25 protein-coding genes are annotated in these 24,416 nt (G+C 71.3%); 11 read left to right on the top strand and 14 right to left on the bottom strand.

The window, feature by feature from the left end; all coding sequences use genetic code 11:
- Window positions 1-11 precede the first annotated feature (11 nt).
- Genes Ato02nite_RS18905 through Ato02nite_RS18880 form a run of 6 tightly spaced genes read right to left on the bottom strand, consistent with a single transcriptional unit; the run spans window position 12 to window position 7,377 of the window.
- Window positions 12-1,604 carry a dipeptide ABC transporter ATP-binding protein gene (locus Ato02nite_RS18905; RefSeq protein ID WP_213007870.1) on the bottom strand — a complete coding sequence of 531 codons (1,593 nt, stop codon included), beginning with the start codon at window positions 1,602-1,604 and terminating at the stop codon, window positions 12-14.
- A complete protein-coding gene (locus Ato02nite_RS18900) occupies window positions 1,601-2,491 on the bottom strand; it encodes an ABC transporter permease (RefSeq protein WP_213007869.1) in 891 nt (296 codons plus the stop codon). Before Ato02nite_RS18900 ends, Ato02nite_RS18905 begins: the two co-directional genes overlap by 4 nt.
- Entirely contained in the window at window positions 2,488-3,468 is a 981-nt protein-coding gene (locus Ato02nite_RS18895) for an ABC transporter permease (protein WP_213007868.1), read from the bottom strand. The genes Ato02nite_RS18900 and Ato02nite_RS18895 overlap by 4 nt, the downstream gene beginning before the upstream one ends.
- A 1-nt stretch (window position 3,469) precedes the next feature.
- Complete coding sequence (locus Ato02nite_RS18890) at window positions 3,470-5,101, bottom strand: ABC transporter substrate-binding protein (RefSeq protein ID WP_213007867.1); 1,632 nt, start codon at window positions 5,099-5,101, stop codon at window positions 3,470-3,472.
- 15 nt (window positions 5,102-5,116) lie between these two features.
- Window positions 5,117-6,256 (bottom strand): acyl-CoA dehydrogenase family protein, encoded by a 1,140-nt coding sequence (locus Ato02nite_RS18885; protein ID WP_213007866.1) that lies wholly within the window; start codon window positions 6,254-6,256, stop codon window positions 5,117-5,119.
- Window positions 6,253-7,377, bottom strand: a complete 1,125-nt coding sequence (locus tag Ato02nite_RS18880; RefSeq protein WP_213007865.1) for an LLM class flavin-dependent oxidoreductase — start codon at window positions 7,375-7,377, stop codon at window positions 6,253-6,255. The genes Ato02nite_RS18885 and Ato02nite_RS18880 overlap by 4 nt, the downstream gene beginning before the upstream one ends.
- A gap of 184 nt (window positions 7,378-7,561) precedes the next feature.
- Between Ato02nite_RS18880 and Ato02nite_RS18875 the strand changes: the two genes are divergently transcribed.
- Genes Ato02nite_RS18875 through Ato02nite_RS18865 form a run of 3 tightly spaced genes read left to right on the top strand, consistent with a single transcriptional unit; the run spans window position 7,562 to window position 10,550 of the window.
- The gene (locus Ato02nite_RS18875; protein WP_213007864.1) at window positions 7,562-7,900 is read left to right on the top strand and encodes an ArsR/SmtB family transcription factor; all 339 of its coding nucleotides are present in this window, start codon (window positions 7,562-7,564) and stop codon (window positions 7,898-7,900) included.
- Window positions 7,897-9,570, top strand: coding sequence for a SulP family inorganic anion transporter (locus tag Ato02nite_RS18870; RefSeq protein WP_213007863.1), 1,674 nt, complete (start codon window positions 7,897-7,899; stop codon window positions 9,568-9,570). Before Ato02nite_RS18875 ends, Ato02nite_RS18870 begins: the two co-directional genes overlap by 4 nt.
- Window positions 9,570-10,550 carry an AraC family transcriptional regulator gene (locus tag Ato02nite_RS18865; RefSeq protein WP_213007862.1) on the top strand — a complete coding sequence of 327 codons (981 nt, stop codon included), beginning with the start codon at window positions 9,570-9,572 and terminating at the stop codon, window positions 10,548-10,550. The genes Ato02nite_RS18870 and Ato02nite_RS18865 overlap by 1 nt, the downstream gene beginning before the upstream one ends.
- On the opposite strand, the gene Ato02nite_RS18860 is transcribed toward Ato02nite_RS18865, so the two are convergent.
- Entirely contained in the window at window positions 10,547-11,110 is a 564-nt protein-coding gene (locus tag Ato02nite_RS18860; protein ID WP_213007861.1) for an HD domain-containing protein, read from the bottom strand. The two genes, Ato02nite_RS18865 and Ato02nite_RS18860, sit on opposite strands and share 4 nt — an antisense overlap.
- Window positions 11,111-11,181: 71 nt before the next feature.
- Here Ato02nite_RS18860 and Ato02nite_RS18855 point away from each other — a divergent pair, with 71 nt between their 5' ends.
- Complete coding sequence (locus Ato02nite_RS18855; protein WP_213007860.1) at window positions 11,182-12,423, top strand: low temperature requirement protein A; 1,242 nt, start codon at window positions 11,182-11,184, stop codon at window positions 12,421-12,423.
- Between the two features lie 19 nt (window positions 12,424-12,442).
- On the opposite strand, the gene Ato02nite_RS18850 is transcribed toward Ato02nite_RS18855, so the two are convergent.
- Genes Ato02nite_RS18850 through Ato02nite_RS18835 form a run of 4 tightly spaced genes read right to left on the bottom strand, consistent with a single transcriptional unit; the run spans window position 12,443 to window position 14,715 of the window.
- Window positions 12,443-12,856, bottom strand: a complete 414-nt coding sequence (locus tag Ato02nite_RS18850; protein ID WP_213007859.1) for an arsenate reductase ArsC — start codon at window positions 12,854-12,856, stop codon at window positions 12,443-12,445.
- Window positions 12,853-13,584, bottom strand: coding sequence for an aquaporin (locus tag Ato02nite_RS18845; RefSeq protein ID WP_213007858.1), 732 nt, complete (start codon window positions 13,582-13,584; stop codon window positions 12,853-12,855). The genes Ato02nite_RS18850 and Ato02nite_RS18845 overlap by 4 nt, the downstream gene beginning before the upstream one ends.
- Window positions 13,585-13,622: 38 nt before the next feature.
- The gene (locus Ato02nite_RS18840; protein ID WP_213007857.1) at window positions 13,623-14,303 is read right to left on the bottom strand and encodes an arsenate reductase/protein-tyrosine-phosphatase family protein; all 681 of its coding nucleotides are present in this window, start codon (window positions 14,301-14,303) and stop codon (window positions 13,623-13,625) included.
- 49 nt (window positions 14,304-14,352) lie between these two features.
- On the bottom strand, window positions 14,353-14,715 hold the full coding sequence (locus Ato02nite_RS18835; RefSeq protein ID WP_213007856.1) for an ArsR/SmtB family transcription factor: 363 nt from the start codon (window positions 14,713-14,715) through the stop codon (window positions 14,353-14,355).
- Window positions 14,716-14,827: 112 nt separating this feature from the next.
- On the opposite strand from Ato02nite_RS18835, the gene Ato02nite_RS18830 reads away from it, so the two are divergent.
- The 6 genes from Ato02nite_RS18830 to Ato02nite_RS18805 are packed head-to-tail and all read left to right on the top strand — an operon-like array spanning window position 14,828 to window position 19,759.
- On the top strand, window positions 14,828-15,055 hold the full coding sequence (locus Ato02nite_RS18830; protein WP_213007855.1) for a hypothetical protein: 228 nt from the start codon (window positions 14,828-14,830) through the stop codon (window positions 15,053-15,055).
- Window positions 15,052-16,269: a M28 family metallopeptidase gene (locus Ato02nite_RS18825; RefSeq protein ID WP_213007854.1), complete on the top strand. Its 1,218-nt coding sequence runs from the start codon at window positions 15,052-15,054 to the stop codon at window positions 16,267-16,269. The genes Ato02nite_RS18830 and Ato02nite_RS18825 overlap by 4 nt, the downstream gene beginning before the upstream one ends.
- A 15-nt stretch (window positions 16,270-16,284) precedes the next feature.
- The gene (locus Ato02nite_RS18820) at window positions 16,285-16,614 is read left to right on the top strand and encodes an ArsR/SmtB family transcription factor (protein WP_213007853.1); all 330 of its coding nucleotides are present in this window, start codon (window positions 16,285-16,287) and stop codon (window positions 16,612-16,614) included.
- Window positions 16,611-17,117, top strand: a complete 507-nt coding sequence (locus Ato02nite_RS18815; RefSeq protein ID WP_213007852.1) for a GNAT family N-acetyltransferase — start codon at window positions 16,611-16,613, stop codon at window positions 17,115-17,117. The genes Ato02nite_RS18820 and Ato02nite_RS18815 overlap by 4 nt, the downstream gene beginning before the upstream one ends.
- A 9-nt stretch (window positions 17,118-17,126) precedes the next feature.
- Entirely contained in the window at window positions 17,127-18,539 is a 1,413-nt protein-coding gene (locus tag Ato02nite_RS18810; protein ID WP_213007851.1) for an FAD-dependent oxidoreductase, read from the top strand.
- A gap of 2 nt (window positions 18,540-18,541) precedes the next feature.
- Window positions 18,542-19,759, top strand: a complete 1,218-nt coding sequence (locus Ato02nite_RS18805) for an MFS transporter (RefSeq protein ID WP_213007850.1) — start codon at window positions 18,542-18,544, stop codon at window positions 19,757-19,759.
- Window positions 19,760-19,790: 31 nt separating this feature from the next.
- Here Ato02nite_RS18805 and Ato02nite_RS18800 read toward each other — a convergent pair whose 3' ends face one another.
- Entirely contained in the window at window positions 19,791-22,046 is a 2,256-nt protein-coding gene (locus tag Ato02nite_RS18800) for a putative bifunctional diguanylate cyclase/phosphodiesterase (protein ID WP_213007849.1), read from the bottom strand.
- A gap of 148 nt (window positions 22,047-22,194) precedes the next feature.
- On the bottom strand, window positions 22,195-22,815 hold the full coding sequence (locus Ato02nite_RS18795) for a class I SAM-dependent methyltransferase (protein WP_213007848.1): 621 nt from the start codon (window positions 22,813-22,815) through the stop codon (window positions 22,195-22,197).
- A gap of 15 nt (window positions 22,816-22,830) precedes the next feature.
- Between Ato02nite_RS18795 and Ato02nite_RS18790 the strand changes: the two genes are divergently transcribed.
- Window positions 22,831-23,901, top strand: coding sequence for a helix-turn-helix transcriptional regulator (locus tag Ato02nite_RS18790; RefSeq protein ID WP_438873053.1), 1,071 nt, complete (start codon window positions 22,831-22,833; stop codon window positions 23,899-23,901).
- Here Ato02nite_RS18790 and Ato02nite_RS18785 read toward each other — a convergent pair.
- Window positions 23,821-24,390, bottom strand: a complete 570-nt coding sequence (locus Ato02nite_RS18785) for a DUF1349 domain-containing protein (RefSeq protein WP_213007846.1) — start codon at window positions 24,388-24,390, stop codon at window positions 23,821-23,823. The two genes, Ato02nite_RS18790 and Ato02nite_RS18785, sit on opposite strands and share 81 nt — an antisense overlap.
- Window positions 24,391-24,416 lie beyond the last annotated feature (26 nt).

Below are 24,416 nucleotides of genomic sequence, written 5' to 3'. Positions count from 1 at the left end.
GGGGAACGGCGTCAGACGGCGTCGGCCACCCGGCGGCCGGGGATGGCGTCGATCAGTTCGCGGGTGTACGCGCTCTTCGGGTCGGTGAAGACCTCGGCCACCGGGCCCTGCTCGACGACCCGGCCGTGGCTCATCACCGAGACGGTGTGCGCGAGTTCGGCGACGACGCCCAGGTCGTGCGAGACGAACAGGTAGGACAGGCCGAGCGCCGCCTGCAGGTCGGCCAAGAGTTGCAGGATCTGCTCCTGGACCAGCACGTCCAGGGCGGACACCGGCTCGTCCAGCATGATCAGGTCGGGGCGCAGGGCCAGGGCCCGGGCGATCGCGACCCGCTGCCGCTGCCCGCCGGACAGCTCGCTGGGCAACCGGTCCAGGTAGGACGCCGGCAGTGCGACCTGGTCGAGCAGTTCGCGGGCCCGTTCCAGGCGAGTTCTGCGGTTGCCGATCCGGAACGACACCAGCGGCTCGGTGATGGACTGGGCGATGGTGAACTTCGGGTCGAGGGTGGCGAACGGGTCCTGGTGCACGAGTTGGGCCTTGCGGCGCAGCGGCCGCAGCCGGTTCCAGGAGCGGCCGACGATCTCGTCGCCGTCCAGCTTGACCGAGCCGCTGGTGGCGGTCTCCAGGCCGAGCGCGATGCGCAGGGTGGTGGTCTTGCCGCAGCCGGACTCGCCGACCAGCGCGTGCGTCTGCCCGCGCGGCACGGTGACGCTGACCTTGTCGAGGGCGTTGAAGCCGCGTGCGCCGCGCCGCAGATCGCTGACCGCGAACGTCTTGCTGACGTCGGTGAGGGTGAGGATGGGTTCGGGCGGCTTCTGATCGCGGACGTCGAAACGCGGGGCGAGTCGCGGCACCGCGGCGATCAGCCGGCGGGTGTAGGTCTCCCGCGGCGTGCCCAGGATGGTCGCCGGGTCGCCCTCCTCGATCTTGCGGCCGTTCTGCATGACCACGATCCGGTCGGCCCGGTCGGCGGCGACGGCCAGATCGTGCGTGATGATCAGCAGCGAGATGCCCTGCTCGCGGACGAGGCCGCCGAGGTGGTCGAGGATCCGTTTCTGCACGGTGACGTCGAGGGCGCTGGTCGGCTCGTCCGCGATGATCAGCTTGGGCTTGCCGGCCAGGGCGATCGCGATGAGCACCCGCTGGCGCAGGCCGCCGGAGAGCTCGTGCGGGTATTGCCGGGCGCGCAGCTCGGGGTCGGGGACGCCGGCCTCCGCGAGGTGTTCGAAGACCTCGTCGGGAGATCCGCCGCGCAGCCGGACCGCCTCGGCGATCTGGGCGCCGACCCGCTTGGTCGGGTTGAGACCGACCATCGGGTCCTGCGGGATGAGCCCGACCACCGAACCGCGCAGCCGGCGCAGGGTGCGCTCGTTCGCCCCGGCGGTCTCGATGCCGTCCACCACGGCCGAGCCGGCGGTGATCCGCCCGTTGGCCGGGAGCAGGCCGATGATGGCGTTGGCGGTGGTGGTCTTGCCCGAGCCGGACTCGCCGACGATCGCGACGACCTCGGCCGGCGCGACGGTCAGGTCGAGGCCGGCGACGGCGGGCTGCACCCGGCGGTGCCGGAGGTAACCGACGTCGAGGCCCTTGATGTCGACGATCATCGGGTCAGCTCCTGGAGGGTCTTGGAGATGTGGTTGAGTCCGAGCACGAGCAGCGCCACGAACAGGCCGGGCAGCAGGCTCAGCCACCAGGCGGTGACCAGGTAGTTGCGGCCGTCGGCGATCAGGGTTCCCCACTCGGCGGCCGGTGGCGCGGCGCCGAAGCCGAGGAAGCTCAGCGACGCGATCGCGATGATCGCCACCCCGGCGTCGAGGACGGCCAGGACGGCGACCGGGCCCCACGAGTTGGGCAGGATGTGCCGCAGCAGCACCCGGCCCCAGGAGGCGCCGCCGGCGCGTGCGGCCTCGACGTACGGCAAGGTCTTGACCCTCAGCACTTCGGCCCGGGTGGTCCGGGCGAAGCCGGGGACGATGGCGACGCCGACGGCCACCGCGACCGGCACGGTGCCGTAGCCGAGCGCGGTGACGATCGACAGGGCGAGCAGCAGGCCGGGGATGGCCAGCAGCACGTCGATGCCGCGCATCAGCACCGCGTCGACGATGCCGCCGAAGAAGCCGGCGACGATGCCCAGCCCGAGCCCGGCGACCAGCGCGATGGCCAGGGCGATGAGGGTGGCCTTGATGGTCAGCGGGGAGCCGTAGAGCACCCGGGTCCACAGGTCGCGGCCGTAGATGTCGGTGCCGAACAGATGGTGCACGCCGGGCGCCTGCGCCGCCGCCTCGGGGTGCGTCTCGTACGGGTCCTGCGCGGTGAACAGCTTCGGCCGGAAGGCCGAGACGACCACGAACAGCACGTAGAGGCCGGCCAGCAGGAACACCGGTTTGCGGGCCAGCTGCACGAGGTTGGCGGCCAGGTTGGCCCGTCGCCCGCCGGGCTCGTCGGCCGGCAGCGCGTCCTCGACGACAACGTCGGCAACAGCTGTGCTCATGTCGCGGTCACCACTTCCGGTGCGGGGCGCACCCGGCCACGGGTGTGCGAGATCCTCGGATCGAGCAGGGGATACAAAAGATCGACAATCAGATTCACGAGTACGAACATGGCCGCCGCCACGGTCACCACGGCGAGCACGACGGGTACGTCCTGGGACAGCACCGACTCCTGGGCGAGCTTGCCGACGCCTTCCCGGGTGAAGACCGTCTCGACCACGATCGAGCTGGTCACGGTGAGCCCGACCAGGACACCGAGGATGGTCATGGCGGGCAGCGCCGCGTTGCGGAACGCGTGTTTCAGATGGACCGCGGACCGCGACAGGCCCTTGGCCCGTGCCGTGGCGATGTACGGCTGGCTGAGCGTCTCGTCAAAGCTCTTGATCAAGACCTGAGCGAGTACGGACGAGGTGAGCACGCTGATCGTGACCACCGGCATCACCAGCGACTTGCCGCCCTGGTTGCCGGTGGCCGGGAACCAGCCGAGCTGGAACGAGAAGAACTGGATGAGGAACAGCGCCACGAAGAACTGCGGGAACGAGGCGCCCAGGGCCGGCACCCGGGTCAAGAACACCCGCAGCGGGTTCCACCGGGCGAACGTGGCCAGGTAGGCGAGGGTCGAGCCGGCCACCAGCGACAGCAGCGCCGCGCTCACGCTGAGCGTCAGGGTCCCGCCGATCCGGGCGGTGATCAGGTCGCTGACCGGCACCTGCTGGCTGAGCGAGGTCCCGAAGTCGCCGTGCAGGACACCGGTCAGGTGATGCCAGTACTGGGCCCAGATCGACTGGTCGAGGCCGAACCGCTGCTTCATCGCGGCGAGCTGGTCCGGCGTCAGGCTGTCCTCCTGCACCCCGGCGGCGGCGAGCTGAAGTTCCATCGGGTCGCTCGGCAGCAGGTAGAGGATCGCGAAGGTGAGGGTGAACGCCGCCCACAGGACGGCGACCGCCTGGATGACGCGACCCACGATGTAGCGGGTCATGTCAGTCCTTCCAGACGTCGTTGAGCTTGAGGAAGCTCTCCGACGTGAACGCGAATCCGTGCACCTTGCTGGAGACGCCGACCTTCTGCACCCGCTCGGCGAGCGGGAACGTGATGCCCTCGTCGATCAGGTAGTCCTGCAGTTCGCCGTACGTCTTCTCGGCCTGCGCGGCGTCGGTGGTCTGCAGGGCCTTCTGGAACAGGGCCTTGATCTGGTCGGTCTGGGCCGGGGCCGCGGCCTGGGTGGCGAGTGCCTTCGAGTTGGCGACGTCCGGGTTGAGGATGAACTGGAGGGCGCCGGGGTCGGCCCGGGTGAAGTACGTCGAGGTGATGTCGTAGCTGCCCTCCTTGAGGTACGTCGCCGACTGGGCGGTGGTGAGCTGGCGCAGGGTGAGCGCGATGCCGACCTTCTTCAGCTGCGCCTGCAGCAGTTCGGCGCCGGAGTTGAAGCTGGTGAGCGGGTACTCGATGGTCAGCTTGGCGCCGTTCTTGGTGCGGATGCCGTCGGCCCCGAGGGTCCAGCCGGCCGCGTCGAGGAGCTTCCCGGCGCCGTCCGGGTCGTAGGCGAGCTTCGCGGCCTCCGACTTGAAGTACGGCGTGGTCGAGTTGAACGCGCCCTGCACGGCCGGGTAGTTCGCGCCGTACAGCGTGGTCGCGTACGTCTTGCCGTCGATCGCCTTGTAGAGCGCCTTGCGGATCTGCGGGTCGGCCAGCGGCCGGCCGGCGGTGGTGTTCGCGAACAGGGTGAGCGAGACGCCGGGCAGCGACCGGGCCTCGACCTTGTCACCGGACTTGGTGATCAGCTGCTCGTCCTGCGGGCTGAACGGGTTACGCGGCCAGGCGATGTCGGTGGCCCCGCTGATCAGGTTGCCGGTGCGGACGCTGTCCTCGGCGACGTAGTTGAAGATCACCTTCGCGAGCTTGGCCTCGCCGGTGTTGGTCGACAGCGACGAGCCCCACGCGTAGCCGGTCCGCCTGGTCAGCACCGTCTCCACCTTGGCGGTGTAGTGGTCGAGCACGAACAGGCCGGAGCCGACCACGCCCTTGCCGGTGCACCGGTCGGCCGGGCTGAGCGCGAACTCGGCCGGGTCGGTGATGGCCAGGTTGGTGGTCGAGGTGGCCTGCAGGAACGAGGAGTTCGGCTTGCTCAGGTGGAACACCACGGTGGCCGGGTCGGTCACCGTCGCGCCGGTCAGCCCCTGGATGTACGAGGACCCGTACGCCGCGCCGTTGGTGTCCTTGACCGTGGCGATCCAGCCGGTGGCGTTGTCGGCGACAGCTTGGGCGTCCAGCTTCTTGCCGTTCGCGAAGGTCACGTCGTCGCGCAGGTGGAACGTGTAGCTGAGGCCGTCCGGGCTGATCTCCCAGCTCTTCGCGAGCCACGGCACGATCTTGCCGGTCTGCGGGTCCTGGTCGGTGAGCGAGTCGGCGTAGTTGCGGATGATCGACCGGCTCTCGATCCAGTAGACCTGGAACGGGTCGATGCAGGAGAACGTCGGGTTGTCCGGCCAATAGGACACCTTCAGCGTGCCGCCGGCCTTGGCCGAGGCGTCGCCGCCGGAGTCGCCGTTGCCACCGCAGGCGGCCAGAGTGAGCAGGGCGGCCGCGGCGGCCACGATCGGGGTGAATCGCATGTCGAGGTTCCTTCGTTATCGGGGGGTCAGGACTCGGCGGCCGCCGGCCAGGAGGACGGCGTCCTCCTGCGGCGGGTGTACGCGGATGCAGAGGGCGTCCCGCAGGTGCCGTTCCAGCGGGTTGTGCCGGGTCAGGCCGGGGTTGCCGAGGGCGGCCACGGCGGTCTGGGTGGCGGCGATGACCGAGCGGGCGATGGCCACCTTGACGGCGGACAGCTCGGGGAGGAACGCGGTGTCGCCGGCTTCGAGGCGCAGCAGTGCGCCGTGCAGCAACGTCTCGGCCTGCACGATCTGCAGGTCGATCTCGCCGGCCACCGCCTGGATACGTTCGGTCTCGGCGATCGGCTTACCCAGCGACGACGGGATCCGGCTGCGGGCGAACGCGGCGAACGCCGCGCGGGCCGCCCGGGCGACCCCGACGTACTGCGCCGGGTGCCCGAAGCTGGCCGGACCGGCCATCGCGGCCGGGTCGCGGTAGACGCCGTCCGGGCCGCGCGGGATCTCGACGAACGCGTCGGCCGGCAGCCGAACGTCCTCATAGACCACGTCGTGCGTGTTGGAGGCGCGGAGTCCCAGGTGATCCCAGGTGTCGATCCAGGTGATGCCGGGCAGGTCAGCGGGCACGATGACGTGACCCACGCGTTCGTCCGCCACCGCCCACACCACGTGGTAGGCGAGGCCGGTGCCGCCGGTGGCGTACGCCTTGCGGCCGTTGAGCACCCAGCCGTCACCGGTCCGGGTGAGGGTGGTCTTCGGCAGCCCGCCGCGGGCCGGGGCACCCAGTTCGGGCTCGGCCCGGATCGCGTTGACCAGCGCCGGACCGTTCTTCGACCGCTCCAGCAGGTCGTCGTAGTAGGCCTTCGGCCAGTGCAGGCGGGCGGCCTGACCGGCGTGCGACATCAGCGAGTTCGAGGCGAGCAGGCCGACCGAGGCATCACCCTCGCCGATCGCGGTGAGGATCCGGACGACGTCGCGCGGGCCGAGGCCCGGTCCGCCGTACTGCTTGCCGACCGTGGCCGTGAGCAGGCCGGCCCGGTGCGCGACGTGCAGGCCCTTCCAGGGCAGGTCGCCGGACCGGTCGTACTCGGCGGCGGTCGACGCGATCTCGGCGGTCACCTCGGCCAGGGCGCCGGGGGAGAGGTCGGGGGTGCTCATTTCAGCGCTCCCAGGTGCGTGTCCTGCAGGGCGCCGCGCTGCCCGGTGGCCTCGCGATGGGCGAGTTCCTGGCGGACCAGCGGAAGAAGGTAGCGGCCGTAGTCGATCAGGTCGTTGAGGTTGTCGTAGCCGCGGATGGACACCAGGTCGGCGCCGAGGTCGACGTAGTCGAGGATCGCGGCGGCCACCGTCTCCGGGGTGCCGACCAGGGCGGTCGAGGCGCCGGCGGCGCCGGTGGCGGTGGCGGTCGGAGTCCACAGTGCCCGGTCGTGCACGTCCTTGCGGGCGGCGATCTCCAGCAGCCGCTGGGAGCCGACGTTCTGCGGGTTGCCGCCGCCGAGGGCGCCGCGCCACCAGCCCGCCCCGCTGCCCAGGACGTCGAGGATGCGGTGCGCCTTCTCCCAGGCCAGCTCCTCGGTGGCGGCGATGATCGGGCGGAACGTCACCCAGATCCGCGGGCGGTCGGTGCGTCCGGCCTTCGCGGCCTGGGCGTTCACCGCCTCGATCTGGTCCTTGGTGTCGGCGAGCGGCTCGCCCCACAGCCCGAAGATGTCGCCCTTGGCGCCGCCGACCCGGTAGGCCTCCGCGGACGAGCCGCCGACCGACACCGGGATGGTGCCGTGGGTGGGCCGGACCAGGCTGACGAAGTTGTCGAACTGGTAGAACTCGCCCTCGTGGTCGAACGGCTCGGTGTTCTGCCAGACCTTGCGGACGATGTCGATGTACTCGGCGGTCCGGGCGTACCGCTGCTGTTTGGTCAGGTAGTCACCCTCGCGGGCCTGTTCGGCATCGCTGCCGCCGGAGATGAAGTGGACCACCGCCCGCCCGCCGCCGAACTGGTCGAGCGTGGCGAGGGCCTTGCCCGCGACCGTTGGGTAGATCGTGTTCGGCCGCAGCGCGACGATCGGCGCGACCCGCTCGCTGCGGGCCACGATCTGGTTGGCGATCGCGAACTGGTCCTGGAACGCCGAGCCATAGGCGCAGAGGGTGTAATCGAAGCCGGCGTCCTCCAGCGCGTTCACGTAGCGGGTGAAGAACGGCACGTCGATGTCGGCGCGGCCGAGCCGGTTGAGCTCGTTGGCCGGGTTGACGTTGACGGCGCTGATGAACTCGACGGTCATGATGGGCCTTCCATACTCCTATAGTGCCTATCAAGTTAGTAGGTTATTGGCCGGCGGGTCCAAGGCGAATTCGTGATCGGCACCGATCGCGACGGCTTATCGATGCGGTCCGGGCCGTCTTGACTTGAAGAATTCTTCAAGTGCTAAATTCTTCGCATCCGCAACGAGACGACGGGATGTTGCCGTGGGTGCCCCCCTCCACCAGGTCAAGGCCGAGCTGTTCCGCACGCTCGGCCATCCCGTGCGCGTGCGGGTGCTCGAACTGCTCCAGGACGGACCACGGGCGGTCCGTGACCTGCTCACCGAGATCGACGTCGAACCGTCGAACCTGTCCCAGCAGCTCGCCGTGCTGCGCCGGGCCGGCCTGGTCGCCTCGAGCCGGGACGGCGCCCTGGTCATCTACATGCTCAGCACCCCCGACGTGGCCGATCTGCTCGCCGCGGGCCGCCGCATCCTCGCGTCCGTGCTCGACGACCGGGACGGCCTGCGTGAGCAGCTACGTCTCGAGGGCACCTCCCGGTGAGCCCATCGGCCACCCGTCTCCTCGAGTTGCTGCCCCAACGCTCCGACTGGACCGCGGCCCGTCGCTCGCCGCGCCGCGACATCCTGGCCGGCGTGACCGTCGCGATCGTGGCGCTGCCGCTGGCGCTGGCCTTCGGTGTCGCCTCCGGGATGGGCGCCCAGGCCGGTCTGATCACGGCCGTGGTCGCCGGTGCTCTCGCCGCCCTGTTCGGCGGGTCCAACCTGCAGGTCTCCGGCCCGACGGGGGCGATGACCGTCGTGCTGCTCCCGATCGTGCACCGCTTCGGCGGACCGGGCGTGCTGATGGTCGGCGCCATGGCCGGCCTCCTGCTGATCGCCCTGGCCGTCGCCCGCCTCGGCCGCTACGTGCGATATCTGCCCACCCCGGTCGTGGAGGGCTTCACCGCCGGTATCGCGGTGGTGATCGCCCTGCAGCAGGTGCCCGCGGCCTTGGGCGTCGGCGACGCACACGGTGACAAGGTGTGGGCCGTCGCCGGCGACGCGGCAGTCCGTTTCGTCCAGCAGCCGCACCCGGCCCCCGCCGTGCTGGCCGTTGTGGTCGCCGGCGTGATCCTCGCCGGTGCCCGGTGGCGCCCGGCCCTGCCGTTCTCGCTGTTCACGGTGGCCGCCGGCACCCTCGTCGCCGAACTGGCCCCGCTGCACCTGGCCCGCATCGGTGCCCTGCCATCCGGATTCCTGGCCCCGTCGGTGAGCTTCTGGCACTGGAACGCCGTGCCGGAGCTGTTCACCGCCGCGCTGGCGGTGACCGCGCTCGCCGCCCTGGAGAGTCTTCTGTCGGCCACGGTCGCGGACGGCATGACCGTCAACGAACGCCATCACCCCGACCGGGAGCTGTTCGGCCAGGGTCTGGCCAACATCGCCACTCCGATCATGGGTGGCGTTCCCGCCACCGCGGCGATCGCGCGCACCGCGGTGAACGTCCGGGCCGGCGCTCGCTCGAAGCTGGCCGCACTCACCCACGCCGTCGTCCTGGCCGGAGTCGTGCTGGCCGCCGCCCCGCTGGTCTCGCGGATCCCGCTCGCGGCGCTGGCCGGCGTCCTGATCGCCACCACGGTGCGGATGGTCGAGGCGGCATCCGTCCTCGCGTTGCTGCGCGCCACCCGCCGCGACGCCGTCGTGCTGGTCCTGACCTTCGCCGTCACCGTCGTCTTCGATCTGGTCACCGCCGTGGCGCTCGGCCTCGGCGTGGCCGTCCTGCTCGCTCTGCGGGCGGTGGCCCGGTCGGTCCGGATCGAACAGGTGCCGCTGGAGACCGGCGACTTCACCGCCGAGGAACAGGCCCTTCTCGCCCAGCACATCGTCGCGTACCGCCTCGACGGGCCGCTCTTCTTCGCCGCCGCACACGACTTCCTGATCCAGCTGACCGACGTCGCCGACATCAAGATCGTCATCCTGCGCATGTCCAGGGTCTCCACCATCGACGCCACCGGAGCCCACATCCTCGGCGACGCCATCACCCGCCTGCGGCACCGGGGAATCACCGTCCTGCTGTCCGGCATCGACCCGCGCCACGAGAAGGTGATGACAACGGTCACCGCCACCGCGTACCTGTACCGGAACGGGCTCGTCTTCCCCGACACCCCCACCGCGATCGACTTCGCCCGGCACACCACTGCCGGTGGAGCACTACCCGTGCAGGCGGTTTCCTGATGCGGCGCGACGGCACCGACTCGAATGGCTCGTTCGTCTCGGAGGATCTGACCGAGATCGTCGATCGGTACGCCAAGGAGGTCAGGATCAACCTCTCCGCCCCCGCCGTCGCACCCGCCGGGCCGGCCGGGTTGCGCCTCGACCATCGCCGCGTCGGCCAGGTCCGCATCTCCCGCTCCAGCGTCGCGGACAACCTGACCGTGACCGCCAGCAGCGCCGAGGTGTACGCGGTGACGACCGTCAGCGCCGGGGCGTTGCACGTCGACGAGGATCGACGGCGGTGGACACTCGGTCCCGGGGTCGGCGGACTGTACCGGCCTCCGCGTGCCCCACGGCGAAACCGGATCGCCGCCCACACCGCGATGACCTACCTGCATATCGGCCGCCACGAGCTGGAACGCCAGCTGGAAGTGCTGATCGAACAGTATGTCCAGGGCCCGGTCGACTTCAGCCCGCTGCTGCCGCTCGACGGTTCACCGGCGTGGCTGCGGATCTTCCGCGTGTTCACCGACGTCTTCGACGACCCGCACAGCGCGGTGCACCAGCCGATCGTCAACGAGCCGCTGCGCGAGGCGATGATCAACGCGTTGCTCTTCGCCGCCGACCATCCGTACCGGAAACTGTTGCGCCGGGAGGCCGCACCGGCCCGGCCCCGGCACATCCGGCTGGTCATCGATGCCGTTCGCGCCGAACCGGAACACGTTTACACCGTCGCGCTGCTCGCCGCCATCGCCGGGGTCAGCGTGCGGACATTGCAGCAGGGCTTCCGCGAACACGTCGGCATGACCCCGCTCGCCTTCCTGCGCCGCGTGCGCCTCGAACGCGCGCACGCCGACCTGCTCGCCGACCGCAGCGGCACCGTGGCGCAGGTGGCGCACCGATGGGGTTTCACCCATCTCGGCCGGTTCGCCGCCGCCTACGCCGCCGTCTACGGCGTCGCACCATCCCTCACCCGCTCGGCCCGGGCCGAACCGAACTAGGTCAGCGGGTGGCCGAAGCGGGCTGCGAGAGTGGCCAGGTCGGGCTCGCCGTACTCCTGAACCATGGCGGCGAAGCGGGCCGCGTGCCCGGGGCCGAAGCGCGCCACCCGGGTGGCGTAGGTGGCGGCGGTCAGGAAGACCGGGGGTGTGGTCTTGCTGTGGAACTTGTCGGCGTACATCACCAGGCGTTCCTCCGGTGTCTCGGCCAGGTAGTCGCCGGGCGGGATCGGCAGCTGCTGCCGTTCGACGTCGTCGCGGGTCAGGCCGACGCCGGTGTGGTGGCCGCAGAACCGGGCGATCGCCTCGGGGAAACCGCGCTCGCGCAGCAGTTGCTCGCCGAGCACGCCGTGCCGGATGTAGGCCGTGCCGTCGAGCAGGTGGACGCCGATGTCGTGCGCCAGGCAGCCGGCTCGCACCAGATCGGCGTCGACCGCAAGACGGCGATCGCGGATCAGTTGTTCCGCGATCGCCCAGACGATCTCGCAGTGGGTGTGGACGAATTCGAACGCCGCATCGTCCGGCGCGAGTTCCCGGTGCAGCGCCCGGATCCGCGTGATCATGCCGCTAGGATCTCAGTCGGAGCCGAGGCCGTGGCAGATTCACCGTTCGGCGTTGCGCTATGTTTCCGCTCATGCCGCCAACCGCCGTCGAGGAGCGTCACGCCTCCTGGCTCGAGCTCTTCTTCGACCTGGTCATCGTCGTGGCCGTGGCCCAGCTGGCCGGTCTCCTGCACGACGGCCCAGGGCTGCACGAGGTGTTCCTCTTCGTCGTCTGCTACTACGCGATGTGGAGCGTGTGGACGTCGTTCACCCTCTACGCCAACGTCTCCGGCGATCTCACCCGGGTCCGGTCGATGCTGCTGGCCATGTTCGGCATCGCCATCATGGCGGCGGCCGTGCCGCACGTGGCGCGGGGCGAGCCGAACTGGTTCATCCTGGCCTACGTCTACTGCCGCCTGATGGGCGCCGGTTCCTGGAAGCGCACCAGCCGCATCATGACCGAGTGGCCGGGCGTCCAGCAGGCGGCCGGCGTGATCCCGTGGATCGCGTCGCTGGGTTTCGAGCCGCCGGTGCGCTACTACCTGTGGGCGGCCGGCATCGTGCTCGACGTCGTGATCTCGCTGGTCGGCTCCCGCCACCCGGACCGGATGCTGGCCGAGGAGCAGCAGGAACGCGAGGAGACCCAGCGCAACCGAGAACGGCGACGGCGGATCCTGCACCGCCTGGTGCCGGTGCGGGACACTCCCGCCGATCCGGCCCTGACGCCGCTCCAGGAGGCCCGCCCCGACCGGCCGCACCTCGGCGAGCGACTCGGCCTCTTCGTGATCATCGTGCTGGGCGAGGCGGTGGCCCAGCTGATCGACGCCGCGGCCGAGGTCGAGCACTGGGCGCGGCCCCTGATGGCCACGCTGGTGGCGGGCTTCGGCCTGCTGGTCGCGCTGTGGTGGCTCACCCTCCGGTACGGCGCGGACGGCGCACCGACCTTCGGCACCCGGGTGTTCGCGCTACGCCTCACGATGCCCGCGCACTACCTGATGACCGGCTCGATCGTGCTGATCGCGGCCGGCCTGGGCGTGCTCGCCGACCACGGCGGGGAACCGGTGCCGACGGCCAACCGCTGGGTCCTGTGCAGCGGCGCCGCCCTCTACTTCCTGACCGTCAGCCTGCTCGGCGCCCGAGGCGGCGCACCGATCGCCTGGCTGGCCGGCTGGGGCCTGCCCGCCGTCCTGGCCTCGCTCCTGCTGGGCCTGTTCGGCGGCCCGCTCGAGGGCTGGGCGCTGGCCGCGATCCTGTTCGCCGTCGCGATGTGGCACGTCCTCTACCGCCGCCGAACCGACCAGCCGGTGCCGGCCCCGTCCACCGCGGAGGCTTGACCACGACTTCGGGCCGCGTTCACGGCTTGCCGGCCGGAACGAGGTCGGCCAGCAGCGCCTCGATCCGGGTCTTGATCTCGTCCCGGATCGGGCGGACGGCCTCGACGCCCTTACCGGCCGGGTCGTCCAGCTTCCAGTCCTCGTACCGCTTGCCGGGGAAGACCGGGCAGGCGTCACCGCAGCCCATGGTGACGATGACGTCGGAGTCCTGCGCGGTCTCGTACTCGAGCAGTTTCGGGGTTTGATCGGTGATGTCGATGCCGACCTCGGCCATCGCCTCGACCGCGGCGGGGTTGATGGTCCGGCCGGGGGCGGAGCCGGCCGAGCGGACCTCGACCCGGTCGCCGGCGAGGTGGCGCAGCCAGCCGGCGGCCATCTGGGAGCGGCCGGCGTTGTGCACGCAGACGAACAGGACGCTGGGCTTGTCACTCATGAGCTGAGCCTTTCGGTGGGGACGACGATGTCGTCGGCGCTCCGGCCGACGGTCGGGTAGAGGGCGAGCAGCAGCCCGACCCCGAGGATCAGGCCGAAGATCTGCGCGGCGACGAAGCCGGGGACCGAGCCGGGCGCGATGCCGGCGAAGGTGTCGGTGAAGGCGCGGCCGATGGTGACGGCCGGGTTCGCGAAGCTGGTCGACGAGGTGAACCAGTAGGCGGCACCGATGTACGCACCGACCGCGGCCGGGGCGACCGTGGCCCGGCCGGAGCGGGCCAGGGCGAAGATCAGCAGGAGCAGCCCGGCGGTGGCGATGGTCTCGCCGAGCCATAGGTGCCCGGCGGAGCGTTCCTTGGTGGAGAAGGTCACCGGCGCGAGGTCGAACATCAGGTTGGCCAGGATCGAGCCGAGGATCGCCCCGCCGGTCTGCGCGAAGGCGTAGCCGGCGAGTTGGGTGCCGGTCAGGCCGGTTCCGGTGCGCCGGCCGAGGAACCAGTCGGCGGCCGAGACGACGGGGTTGAAGTGTGCGCCGGAGACGGGGCCGAAGGTCAGGATCAGCGCGCCGAGGGCGAAGGCGGTGGCGACCGAGTTTTCCAGGAGCTGCAGGCCGATGTCGTCCGGCGACAGGGTGGTGGCCATGATGCCGGAGCCGACGACGGCGGTGACGAGCAGCGCGGTGCCGACGAACTCGGCCAGCAGGCGTCGCCATGCTGCGATGGGTTGCATGGGTGCGGTACTCCGGTCGTTGGCGGTCGGAACGTAGGTCAGGCGTCGCGGGAGATCGCCGGGGCGATGCGCTCGATCCGGCCGGCGATGTCGGTGTAGGCGGCCTCGAACGCGGCGTCGGTGCCGATCCGGACCGGATCGGGCACGGACCAGTGCAACCGGGGGCGGACCGGGCCGGTGAGGTCTTCGTGGGCGTTGTCGCAGACGGCGATCACCAGGTCTCCGTCGTGCACGACGTCGGAGACGTTCGCGGTGCCGGTGGGGTCGAGGTCGAGGCCGTGCCGGTGGGCGATCTTGATCGCGCGCGGGTGGACGCGGGCGGCCGGCTCGGTACCGGCCGAGGCCACCGGGCCGCCGACCCGGTCGCGCCACAGCGCCGCGGCCAGCTGCGAGCGGGCGGAGTTGTGCGTGCAGACGAACACCACGCGTTCCGCGTCCCGCAGTTGCGGCGGTGTCAGCGACGCCAGGACGTCCGGCTGCAGGCGCAGGTAGGTGCGGCGGCGGTCGCCCTCGGATCGGGTGCGGACGATGAGGCCGGCCTCTTGCAGGACCTTGAGGTGGTGCGCGACCAGATTCGTCGGCATCCCGAGCTCCTGGCCGATCTCGCCGGGCGAGGCATCGCCCAGAGTCAGCGCGTCGACGATCGCCAGTCGCGCCGGGTCGCCCAGGGCGGCATGGACCCGCGCCCGAGCCTGCAGAGAAGAACTGTCACCGCTCATTGAGTCAATAATTGCTGACCTTTATTGCGAGGTCAAGCCGCGCCGTCGCTCAGGCGTCGGGGTCGAGCAGGGCAGAGAGTTGGCGCATCAGGTCCGGCCGGGCGCGGTAGTAGACCCAGCTGGCCCGCCGTTCCGCGGTGACCAGGCCGGACTCCTTCAGCACCTTCAGGTGGTGGGAGATGGTCGTCCCGGAGATCTCGAACGCCGGTGTCAGGTCGCAGACGCAGATCTCCCCACCATCCGCAGAAGCGATCATCGACATCAGCTGCAGGCGGATCGGGTCACCCAGCGCTTTGAAAGCCTGCGACAGGCCGCTAACCGCCTCCTTGGGGATCCGGCTCTGCGCCAGCGGTGCGCAGCATGCCGCCGCATTCCTGTCGGCGACGGCGACCGGCGAACCTGATTTCGACATGCTTCGAGGTTGACAGATGTCGAAGCCGCGTGCAACTGTCGGCTTCGACACCGATCGAGTTCGACATTCGTCGAAACCGTTTCGCTTTCCCGGCCTGCATCGAGGAGGAACCATGAACGGTCAGCAGACGGGCGGCTTCGCCGGCGACCCGGCCGACGCCCTCGCCGTTGCCGGCACCGGTGGCTGTTGCGGCAATCCGCCGTCCAGCACGCTGCAACTCCCGCAGGCCGCGTCGTCGCCCTGCTGCGGCACCTCCACCGACGCGGCCGCGGCAAGTTCCTGCTGCGGCAATGCCGCCAAGTCCGAGGCCGTCACCTCCGGTCAGGGTTGCTGCGGATGACAACGCCCACGCTTCCGCGCGACGGCCTGCAAGAACTACTGGCCGCAGTCGACGGCCAGCGGATGACGGCCACCGTCGCCGCCCTGGCGGGTGAGTCGTTCGCCGGGCGGCGGACCGGCTCGGCGGGCGGCGCTGCCGCCCGCGCCTGGCTCGGTCGCCGCCTCGCGGAGTTGGGCGCCGAAGTACGGTTCGACGGCTTCACGGCACACTCGGTGCCCGAGACGTACGCGGCGCCCGAGGTGTGCTGGCACGACGAGACCGAGGCCCACGGATTGCGGTTCGGCCGGCAGGTGCTGCCGCACATGGCCTCCGCCGAGCAGCCGCTCGTCCGGCAAGGCGCCCTGGCCGTCGCGGGCGACGGCGATCCGAGTGGCCGATGGCTCGTGGTCCCTCAGCAGATGTCGTTGTTCGAGGCGTGCGGGCATGGCGACGGCGCCCTGGGCCTACTGATCCGCCGAGCCCCGGACGACGACGGCTGGCACTACACGATGCTCGCGGGCTCAGCCCCCGGCCCGGTTCCGGTTCTGACCATCGATCCCGCCACCCACGAGGCCCTCCGACGAGCCGCGGAGGACCGCCAAGGGTGGCTGGCCGGCAACGTGCCCATCCGGCGACTCGACGTGCCCGCCGCCAACGTGCACGCCCGGTGGAGGCCGCCCGGCATCCTGTTGACCGCCCACTACGACGGCGTCGGTGACCTGCCCGGCCTGCGCCAGCCGTCGGCGTCCGACAACGCCACCGGCGTTGCCGTCGTCCTGGAGGCCGCCCGGATCCTCGCCCCAGTGCTACCCGGCTTCGCGGTGACGCTGCTGGACGCCGAGGAGGTCGGTGCGCTCGGCTCCGCCCACGACGCCCGCCAACTCCGCACCGGCGGCGTCACGCCGCAGGTCATCAACGTCGACGGCGTCGGCGTCCTGCACGACGCCGTCTCCGTCGAGGCCGGCGGCCCGGCACACGCCCTGCTCGCCGCGCTCGATCAAGCGGGACGGCACACCGGCGTGCCGCTGAAGGCGGGCCCGGTCGCCTCGGACAACCGCCGCTACGCCGCCGCCGGGTTCGCGTCGATCGGCATCGGCGCCGGCATGGCCGGCTATCACAGCCCGGCCGACGCCCCGGACCGCGTCCAGACCGGCGCGTTCACGACCGTTACGCAGCTCGTCGTCGCGACCGTCTGGCTGGCGGCGGGTAAGCTTTCATCGTTGATCGGCGATTGACGATGAGGGTGAGAGATGAGCGAGTTGCTCGACCGCGGTACCGCGGAGGAGTACGCGTCCTGGTTCCGGGCCCTCGCGGATCCGAGCCGGGTACAGATCGTGGAGTACCTGGCCCGGCAAGCCCGGCCGATGAGCGTCGGCGAGATTGTGGCCGTCGCCGGACTGGCCCAGTCGACCGTCTCGCAGCACCTCAAGATCCTCACCGAGGTGCGGTTCGTGTTGGTCGAGCCGGTCGGCAATGCCCGGCACTACCGCATCAACACCCGCTGCATCGAGTGTTTCCCGTCGGCGGCCGACGTCGTGATGGGCCGGCCCGCACCCGGCATGACCGTGAGCTGCGGATGAGCACCGTCGCCGTCCGACCGATGCAGGCCACCGACGCCGAGGCGGTCCTGGCGATCTACCAGGCCGGAATGGACGGCGGCCAGGCCAGCTTCGAACACACCGCACCCGACTGGGCGGCGTTCGACGCCGGAAAACTGCCCGATCACCGGTTCGTCGCCGTCGACGACGACGGCACCGTCCTGGGCTGGGTGGCGATCTCCGCGGTGTCCGCCCGTGCCGTCTACGCCGGCGTGGTCGAGCACTCCGTCTACGTCGACCCCGCCGCTCGCCGCCGCGGCGTCGGCCGGGCCCTGCTCGACGCGCTGATCGCCGCTACCGAGGCGGCCGGCATCTGGACCATCCAATCCGGGATCTTCCCGGAGAACACCGCCAGCCTCGCCCTGCACCGCGCCGCCGGATTCCGCGCCGTCGGCGTCCGCGAACGGGTCGGCCGGCACCTGACCCAAGGCAACCGCTGGCGCGACGTCGTCCTCATCGAACGCCGCAGCCCGAAAATCACTTAGGAGCCCCACATGACGCAGCACGACGAGCTGCCCGTCGCCGTGATCGGCGCCGGCCCCGTAGGCCTGGCCGCCGCCGCCCACCTCGCCGAGCGTGGCATCGCCTTCACCGTCCTGGAGGCCGGGGACCATCCGGCCGCGGCCGTGCGTCGGTGGGGCCACATCCGGCTGTTCTCCCCGTGGCGGTACAACATCGATCCCGCCGCCGCCCGCCTGCTGACCGCCGCCGGCTGGGTGCGCCCGCAGGATGACAAGCTGCCGACCGGCGCCGAACTCGCCGCCGACTACCTCCAGCCGCTGGCCGACCTGCCCGCCCTCAAACCTCACGTCCGCTACGGAGCACGGGTCGCCGCCGTCACCCGGCTCGGCCTCGATCGCCTCCGCAGCGCCGGCCGCGCCGAAGCGCCGTACCTGATCCGCCTCGACAGCGGCGAGGACGTGCTCGCCCGCGCGGTGATCGACGCCTCCGGCACCTGGGACACTCCCAACGTGCTCGGCGCCGCGGGCATCCCCGCCCACGGCGAGACGGCCGCCCGGGCATACGTGGAAAGCGCCCTGCCCGACGTCCTGGGCCGCGACCGTGACCGGTTCGAAGGGCAGCGGGTCCTCGTGGTCGGCGCCGGCCACTCCGCCGCCAACACCCTGTTGAACCTCACCGAGCTGCCCGGCGCCACCGTCACCTGGGCCATCCGGGCCGATTCACCCGCACGCACCTACGGCGGCGAGTCCGCCGACGCCCTGCCCGCCCGCGGAGCGATCGGCACCCGGCTGCGCGAACACGTCGAGTCCGGCGCGATCACCCTGCTCACCGGCTTCAGCGTGCAGGCGGTCACGCCCGGCCCCGACGGCGCCCGAGTCTCCGACGGCACCCGGACGGTCACGGTGGACCGGATCGTGTCGGCCACCGGCTTCCGGCCCGACCACACGATCGTCTCCGAGCTGCGCCTCGACCTCGACCCGATCATGGGATCGACCCGAGCCCTCGCGCCGCTGATCGACCCGAACGAGCACTCCTGCGGCACCGTCCCGCCGCACGGCGTCGACGAACTCACCCACCCCGAGATCGGCTACTACGCCATCGGCGCCAAGTCCTACGGCCGCGCTCCGACCTTCCTGATGGCCACCGGATCCGAGCAGGCCCGCTCGGTCGTCGCCGCCCTCGCCGGCGACTGGCAGGCGGCCCGCGACGTCCAGCTCGACCTGCCCGAGACCGGAGTCTGCTCCAGCAACGTGCCGCCGGACGCCGACAGCATCACCGCCGAGACCACCGGCGGCTGCTGCGGCAGTCCGGCCGCCGTCGCCGAACCGATCGTGGTCGGCCTGGGCCTGGCGACCGGCATCGAGGGAGGCCTGCTGCGCACCCCGCTGACGGTGATCACCGCGCCATCCCAATCCGGCCAGCAGGGCGGCAGTTGCTGCAGCTGACCATGGCGACCGATCGCGCGGTGGCTGCCGACCAGACCGTCGGCAGCGCCAAGGCGATCGTCGCCGCCCTCGCGGTCACCCAGACCGTCGGCTACGGCACCCTGTACTACGCGTTCGCGGTCTTCCTCATCCCCCTCGCCCGGGACCTGAACACCTCCACCACCGCGGTCACCGGCAGCTTCACCGCCTCGGTGCTCGCCTCCGCCGCCCTCGCCGTGCCCGTCGGCCGATGGCTCGACCGGCACGGCGGCCGGGCCCTGATGACCACCGGATCCGCCACCGGCGCACTGCTGCTGGTCGCCTGGTCCCAGGTGCACAGCCTCGGGCAGCTCTACGCGGTGCAGATCGGCATCGGCATCGCCTCGGCCGCCTGCCTCTACGAGGCGGCCTTCGCCGTCATCATCGCCTGGCACACCCCGAAACAGCGATCGTCGGCCCTGCTGGCACTGACGGTCGTCGCCGGTTTCGCCAGCTCCATCTTCCTGCCGCTCACCGGCTGGCTCGTCGACCGCTACGACTGGCGCACCACCCTGATCGTCCTGGCGATCATCAACGCGCTGCTCACCGTCCCGCTGCACGCGACCGTCCTGCGCCCAAGCCCACGCCCGCACGCCGAAGAGGCCAAATCCCAAGAACACATCCTTCCCGTACGCCTGAGAGCGGTCCTCGCCGACCGCGGGTTCTGGCTCCTCACGCTCAGCTTCACCGCCCACACCGCCGCTGTCGCCGCCGTCGCCGTGCATCTGGTCGCGGCGCTGATCAGCTGGGGCCACCCGCCCGGATTCGCCGCGACCGTGGCGGGCCTGTTCGGGATCCTGTCCGTCACCGGCCGGCTGGTCACGACCGGGCTGCAACGACGCTTCCGCACCGCCACCGTGGTGGCCTGCATCTTCGCCCTGCAAGGCGTGGCCGTGGCCACGCTCGCCGCGGTGGGGCACGAGGCGATCCCCGCCGTGGCCGCCGTGATCGGCTTCGGGCTGGGCTTCGGCGTCGGCAGCATCGCCAAGCCGATGCTGCTGGCGGAACGCTACGACGTCCGCCGCTACGCCACCATCGCCGGCGTCATGGTCGTCCCGATGACCATCGCGAAGGCGGCCGCCCCGCTGGCCGTTGCCGCCCTGCACACCGCGACCGGCGGCTACGCACGGCCGTTCCTGGCCGTCGCCGCCACCTGCGCCGTCGCCGCCGTAGCGCTCGCCCGCGTCTCGCGCGGTCGATGATTCTCCGGCAGCCGGCGGAGGCTGTGCCGCCTCAGCGGATCGCGGTCGTCGAGTCCTGGATCAGGCGGGCCGCGTCGGCCTCGGGGACCGGGCGGGAGTAGAAGAAGCCCTGAGCCCGGTCGCACCCCAGGTCGCGGAGCAGGACCACCTGCTCGGCGGTCTCCACGCCCTCGGCGATGGTGCCCAGGTGCAGCCCGGCGGCCAGGTCGATGATCGTCTTGATCAGGGTCTGCGCGGCCGGGTCGGGGGAGCCGGGGGTGGGCATGAACGAGCGGTCGATCTTGAGGTTGTCGATCGGGAGGTCGCGCAGGTAGGCCAGCGACGAGTAACCGGTGCCGAAGTCGTCGATCGCCACCTTGATGCCGTGCGAGCGCAGCATGCCCAGGTGGCTGATCGCCTGCTCGGTGACCTTGCCCGAATTGACCAGCACGCCCTCGGTGATCTCCAGGATCAGGGCCTCAGGCGGCAGCCCGGAGGTGCGCAGCACGTCCAGCACCAGCAGCCCGAAGTCCGGTTCGCGCAGTTGCCGGGGCGACACGTTCACCGAGACCACGGTGCCGTGCCGGCGGTGCCAGCCGGACACCACCCGGCACGATTCGCGCAGCACCCAGGCGCCGATCGGGACGATCAGCCCGCTGTCCTCGGCGATGCCGATGAACCGGTCCGGCGGCACCATCGACTCCCCGGCCGGCTGCCACCGGATCAGCGCCTCCACGCCGATGATCCGTTCGTCGGCCAGCCGCACCAGGGGCTGGAAGTACACCAGGAACTCATCCCGGGTGATCGCCTCCCGCAGCCGGTGCACGGTCCGCGCGGCGGCCAGCCGTTTCGCCCGCAGCTCCTCGTCGAACAGGATCATCTGGTTGCGCCCGGCCTCCTTGGCCGCGTGCAGGGCGAGATAGGCGTCCCGGATGACGTCCGCCGGTTCGTCGTCGCCCAGATCGCGCAGGCCGATGCTGACCGTCGCGAACAGTTCGTGACCCTGCACCGGCAACGGGCGCCGCATCGCGGTGAGCAGCCGCTCGGTGGTGGCCCAGGCGTCGGTCAGGGCGACGCCCTCCAGCAGTACGGCGAACTCGTCGCTGTGCAGCCGGGCCACCAGGCCGTCGTCGACCAGGTCGCGCAGCCGCGTCGCCGCCTCCACCAGCAGGTCGTCGCCGACGGCGTGGCCGAACCGGTCGTTGATCTCCTTGAACTCGTCCAGGTCGAGCAGCAGCAACACACCGCCGCCGGCGTCCAGACATTCGGTGAGCCGATCGTGCAGCACCGACCGGTCGGGCAGCCCGGTGAGCATGTCGTGCGAGGCGCGGAACAGCACCTCCTGCTGGAGCTCCGCCTCGTGACCGAGGGCTTCCTCGAGGTCGGCGGCCCGTCGGGCGGAGATCCGGTTGAGCAGCCGCATCCGTTCGACGACCAGCGCCGAGGTGACCGCGGTGGCGGTCACCGGAACGGCCACGTCGAGGGTGTTCAGGGTGTCGGCCAGGCCTTCGCGGAGCAGGAAGGCGCCGGTGAGCACCGGGGTGGCCACCACGGTGCCGACCGAGAGCGGCGTCGAGGCCAGCCGGCCCCGGTCGTACTCGCCGGCCGGCAGCGGAACGGCCCGCTTCATCGACGGGTGCAGGGCGGCGACCGCGATCAGGCTGTTGCAGACCACCCAGCCGAGGATGCTGACCCGGGTCGGGTAGCCGGCGCCGGCGCCGACGGTCAGGTAGGCGGTGTCGGCCACGAGACGGGCGCCGCAGGACGCCGCGACCAGCCGGTAGGACACCGAGCCGGCGTCGCCGATCAACAGCAGGCGAACACCGAGACCGAACAGGATCAGATCGAGGAACGGTTCGACCAGCAGGTACGCGTGGGTGTGGATTTGGCCGGTGTCGATCAGGCTCGGGTCGACGAACGCCATCCACCAGATCACCGCGACGCACGACGTGATGATCGCGCAGTCCAGCATGCCGGCCCGCAGGGCACCCGGCCGGCCGTGGTTGGGCAGCAGCGCCACACCGACGCAGAGGATCGGATACGTGATCCCGTAGATGATGTTGATCGCGGCCGGGTCCTTCCCGACCGTCGTGGACAGCACCGTCGCCGCGATGACGTTGCCGGCCAGGGCCAGCCCGACCGAGGTGAAGATCAGCCACCAGGCGCGGGTGAACCGGGGCCGGTGCAGTCGGATCCCGGCGGCGATCGCGGCCATGACCAGGGTCGCGCTGCCCAGCATGAGCGTGGCCAGCCCGCCGAGCGTGGACACCGTGAACGCGAACGGGAGGAGCAGGATCGCAGCGGCCACACCGGCCCACAGAACGACTGCTGTCCGGTTTCGCACAGGCCTACGGTCCCATGACCGGCCCGGCGAAAAACCACGAACAACCAGGAAACGCATTGCCCGGGTACGGGCCGGGAGCGCACTTCCGGCTCCGGTCCCTCGAACTCGCCGGTTACCCGTGCCCGGTGCTCGACCCGCGGTAGAAGACGTAGTGGCCGAGCGCTCCGCGCCGGTGGCCACGGCCGTTCTCGGCGGCGTCGAGGCCGGCGTCCCGCATCAGCCCGACGATCCGGTCCGGTGCGTTGTCGGCGAGCCGCGGGTGCGCGCGACCGCCGGTGCTGTGCGCGTCGACCAGGTGCAGCTCGCCGCCCGGGCGCAGAACGCGACGGATCTCCTCCATCGCCCGTGGCTTATCGGGGCCGTCCAGGTGATGCAGCATGTAGGAGGACAGCACCCGATCCACGCTCGCGTCCGGCACCGGAAGGTCGTCGGCGAAGGCGAGCTCGAAACTGACCGGCAGGCCCCGGCGGGCGGCCTTCCGGCGGCCCCGGCGCAGGGCCGCCGGGTCCGGGTCGGTGCCCAGCACCTCGGCCCCGGGCGTGCGCCGGGCGAGCCTCAGCACCAGGTTCCCGGTGCCGCAGCCGATCTCCAGCACCCGGTGGCCGGGGCGGACGGCCGCCCGGTCCAGCAACTCGTCGTGCAGCCGGCCCACACCGGCCAGCCGGGTGCACGGGTCGTACAGGAACAGCAGCGAGTGCCGGCCCATCGCCGGCAGGTAGTCCCGTTCGGTCATCTCGATCGCCTCCGGATGCGACGAAGTTTCGGTCGTACCATCAGCTTCATGCCGCACGAGAGAAGGGGCATCGGTCGATCTGTGGGAGGGATACGACAATCTTCGGATCCACTGCTGGTCGGCTTCCCCCGGGTTCCGGGCGGTGTGCCGGTGATCGTCGCGCACCTGCCCGAGCAGGCCCGGCCGGCGGGAGGGCCGACCCTGCCGCCCGACGGGGCGCACAGCCACGACTTCCTCATCCTCGTCTACGCGCATCGGGCCGAGGGGACGTTCCGGCTCGACGGCCGCGAGTGGACGGTGCGCGACGGCGACCTGTTCGTCATCGCGCCGGGCCAGGTCGTGTCCTTCACCGGCCCGGCGCACGACTTCCTCCGGGACGCCTGGACGGTGTATTTCCCGGCCGACGTGATCCGCCCGGGTGCCCCCGGTGCGTACTCGTCCTGGCGGGCCCACCCGCTGCTGTTCCCGTTCGCCCGGGGTGCTGACCGGGCCCAGCGCCTGCGCGTCCCGGCGGCGGAGCGGGACGAGTGGGTCGCGCGCTACCGGGCCCTCGACGCCGAGCTGACCGGCCGCCGCGACGGTCACCCCGAGGCCGTTCTCGCTCACCTCACCCTGCTGCTGGTGGCCGTGGCCCGGCTGCCCACCGACGTCGCCGGCGAACTACGGGCGGCGCGGGAGCCGCTGCTGGCCGCGGTCTTCGACGTGATCGAGCGCCGCTACGCCGAGCCGATCTCGCTGGCCGACATCGCGGCCGAACTCGCGCTGACCACCGGCCACCTGACCACGGTGGTGCGCCGGCGCACCGGCCGCACCGCGCAGCAGTGGCTGACCGAGCGGCGCATGCAGCAGGCCCGCCTGCTGCTGACCCACACCGACCTGACCGTGGCCGCGATCAGCCGCCGTGTCGGTTACCCCGACGTCAGTTACTTCATCAAGCGCTTCCGGGCCGCCCACGGCCACACCCCGGCCCGGTGGCGAGACCCCGCGAGCACCGCGGGCCGGCGGTCACTCGAGCCCTTCGCGGGAGATCGGGTCGCCGATTTGGAGGTCCCGGAAGGTGACCTCGAGGCCGGCCCGTTCCGGTGAGCAGCACATGACGCCCACGTCGATCGTCTCCGGCAGGTCGAGGTGGCCCAGGCGGACCAACTCCCAGGAACCGGCTCCGTCGCCTCGGTGCACGCACACCGCGGAGCCGAAGCGGGTCAGCCGGAGCGTCAGCTCGCCCTGGTAGCCGGGCACCGGCACCACCGACAGGTCGGAGTGGTCCCTGGTCAGCACGGTGCTGAGCTGCACGGCGCCGGACGTGACCTCGAGGCCGGTCTTCAACCAGGTGCGCTCGTCGGCCCGCAGCATCAGGCCGGCCTGGTCGAACAGCGCCGAGTGGCCGGCCGACACCACCACCTCGGCGGTGAAGTCGCCGGTGACCGGGCGGTGGTAGAAGTGGCCGTTGTCGGTGATGTAGCCGTAGAACGTCCGGCGCCAGAAGTCGGTCTTCAAGCCGGTGCTGACCCGGATCACGCCCGCGTCGTCCGACCACTGGGGAGGCTCGTTGAGCCACGACATCGTCTGGGCCATCGCGTCAGCCTAAGGCAGGTTGTCCC

The organism is Paractinoplanes toevensis, assembly GCF_018332695.1.
GTDB classification, from domain to species: Bacteria; Actinomycetota; Actinomycetes; order Mycobacteriales; family Micromonosporaceae; genus Actinoplanes; species Actinoplanes toevensis.
The sequence above is the reverse complement of the archived record's forward strand: the minus strand, read 5'-3'. Positions and strand labels throughout refer to the sequence as shown.

Coding starts and splice junctions, on each gene's coding strand:
- Ato02nite_RS18795 (WP_213007848.1), bottom strand. CDS start 22,815: ATGACCGAACGGGACTACCTGCCGGCGATGGGCCGGCACTCGCTGCTG.
- Ato02nite_RS18825 (WP_213007854.1), top strand. CDS start 15,052: ATGACAACGCCCACGCTTCCGCGCGACGGCCTGCAAGAACTACTGGCC.
- Ato02nite_RS18860 (WP_213007861.1), bottom strand. CDS start 11,110: ATGATCACGCGGATCCGGGCGCTGCACCGGGAACTCGCGCCGGACGAT.
- Ato02nite_RS18820 (WP_213007853.1), top strand. CDS start 16,285: ATGAGCGAGTTGCTCGACCGCGGTACCGCGGAGGAGTACGCGTCCTGG.
- Ato02nite_RS18850 (WP_213007859.1), bottom strand. CDS start 12,856: ATGAGTGACAAGCCCAGCGTCCTGTTCGTCTGCGTGCACAACGCCGGC.
- Ato02nite_RS18830 (WP_213007855.1), top strand. CDS start 14,828: ATGAACGGTCAGCAGACGGGCGGCTTCGCCGGCGACCCGGCCGACGCC.
- Ato02nite_RS18885 (WP_213007866.1), bottom strand. CDS start 6,256: ATGAGCACCCCCGACCTCTCCCCCGGCGCCCTGGCCGAGGTGACCGCC.
- Ato02nite_RS18865 (WP_213007862.1), top strand. CDS start 9,570: ATGCGGCGCGACGGCACCGACTCGAATGGCTCGTTCGTCTCGGAGGAT.
- Ato02nite_RS18900 (WP_213007869.1), bottom strand. CDS start 2,491: ATGAGCACAGCTGTTGCCGACGTTGTCGTCGAGGACGCGCTGCCGGCC.
- Ato02nite_RS18895 (WP_213007868.1), bottom strand. CDS start 3,468: ATGACCCGCTACATCGTGGGTCGCGTCATCCAGGCGGTCGCCGTCCTG.
- Ato02nite_RS18905 (WP_213007870.1), bottom strand. CDS start 1,604: ATGATCGTCGACATCAAGGGCCTCGACGTCGGTTACCTCCGGCACCGC.
- Ato02nite_RS18810 (WP_213007851.1), top strand. CDS start 17,127: ATGACGCAGCACGACGAGCTGCCCGTCGCCGTGATCGGCGCCGGCCCC.
- Ato02nite_RS18845 (WP_213007858.1), bottom strand. CDS start 13,584: ATGCAACCCATCGCAGCATGGCGACGCCTGCTGGCCGAGTTCGTCGGC.
- Ato02nite_RS18890 (WP_213007867.1), bottom strand. CDS start 5,101: ATGCGATTCACCCCGATCGTGGCCGCCGCGGCCGCCCTGCTCACTCTG.
- Ato02nite_RS18790 (WP_438873053.1), top strand. CDS start 22,831: ATGCGACGAAGTTTCGGTCGTACCATCAGCTTCATGCCGCACGAGAGA.
- Ato02nite_RS18855 (WP_213007860.1), top strand. CDS start 11,182: ATGCCGCCAACCGCCGTCGAGGAGCGTCACGCCTCCTGGCTCGAGCTC.
- Ato02nite_RS18785 (WP_213007846.1), bottom strand. CDS start 24,390: ATGGCCCAGACGATGTCGTGGCTCAACGAGCCTCCCCAGTGGTCGGAC.
- Ato02nite_RS18880 (WP_213007865.1), bottom strand. CDS start 7,377: ATGACCGTCGAGTTCATCAGCGCCGTCAACGTCAACCCGGCCAACGAG.
- Ato02nite_RS18835 (WP_213007856.1), bottom strand. CDS start 14,715: ATGTCGAAATCAGGTTCGCCGGTCGCCGTCGCCGACAGGAATGCGGCG.
- Ato02nite_RS18840 (WP_213007857.1), bottom strand. CDS start 14,303: ATGAGCGGTGACAGTTCTTCTCTGCAGGCTCGGGCGCGGGTCCATGCC.
- Ato02nite_RS18805 (WP_213007850.1), top strand. CDS start 18,542: ATGGCGACCGATCGCGCGGTGGCTGCCGACCAGACCGTCGGCAGCGCC.
- Ato02nite_RS18815 (WP_213007852.1), top strand. CDS start 16,611: ATGAGCACCGTCGCCGTCCGACCGATGCAGGCCACCGACGCCGAGGCG.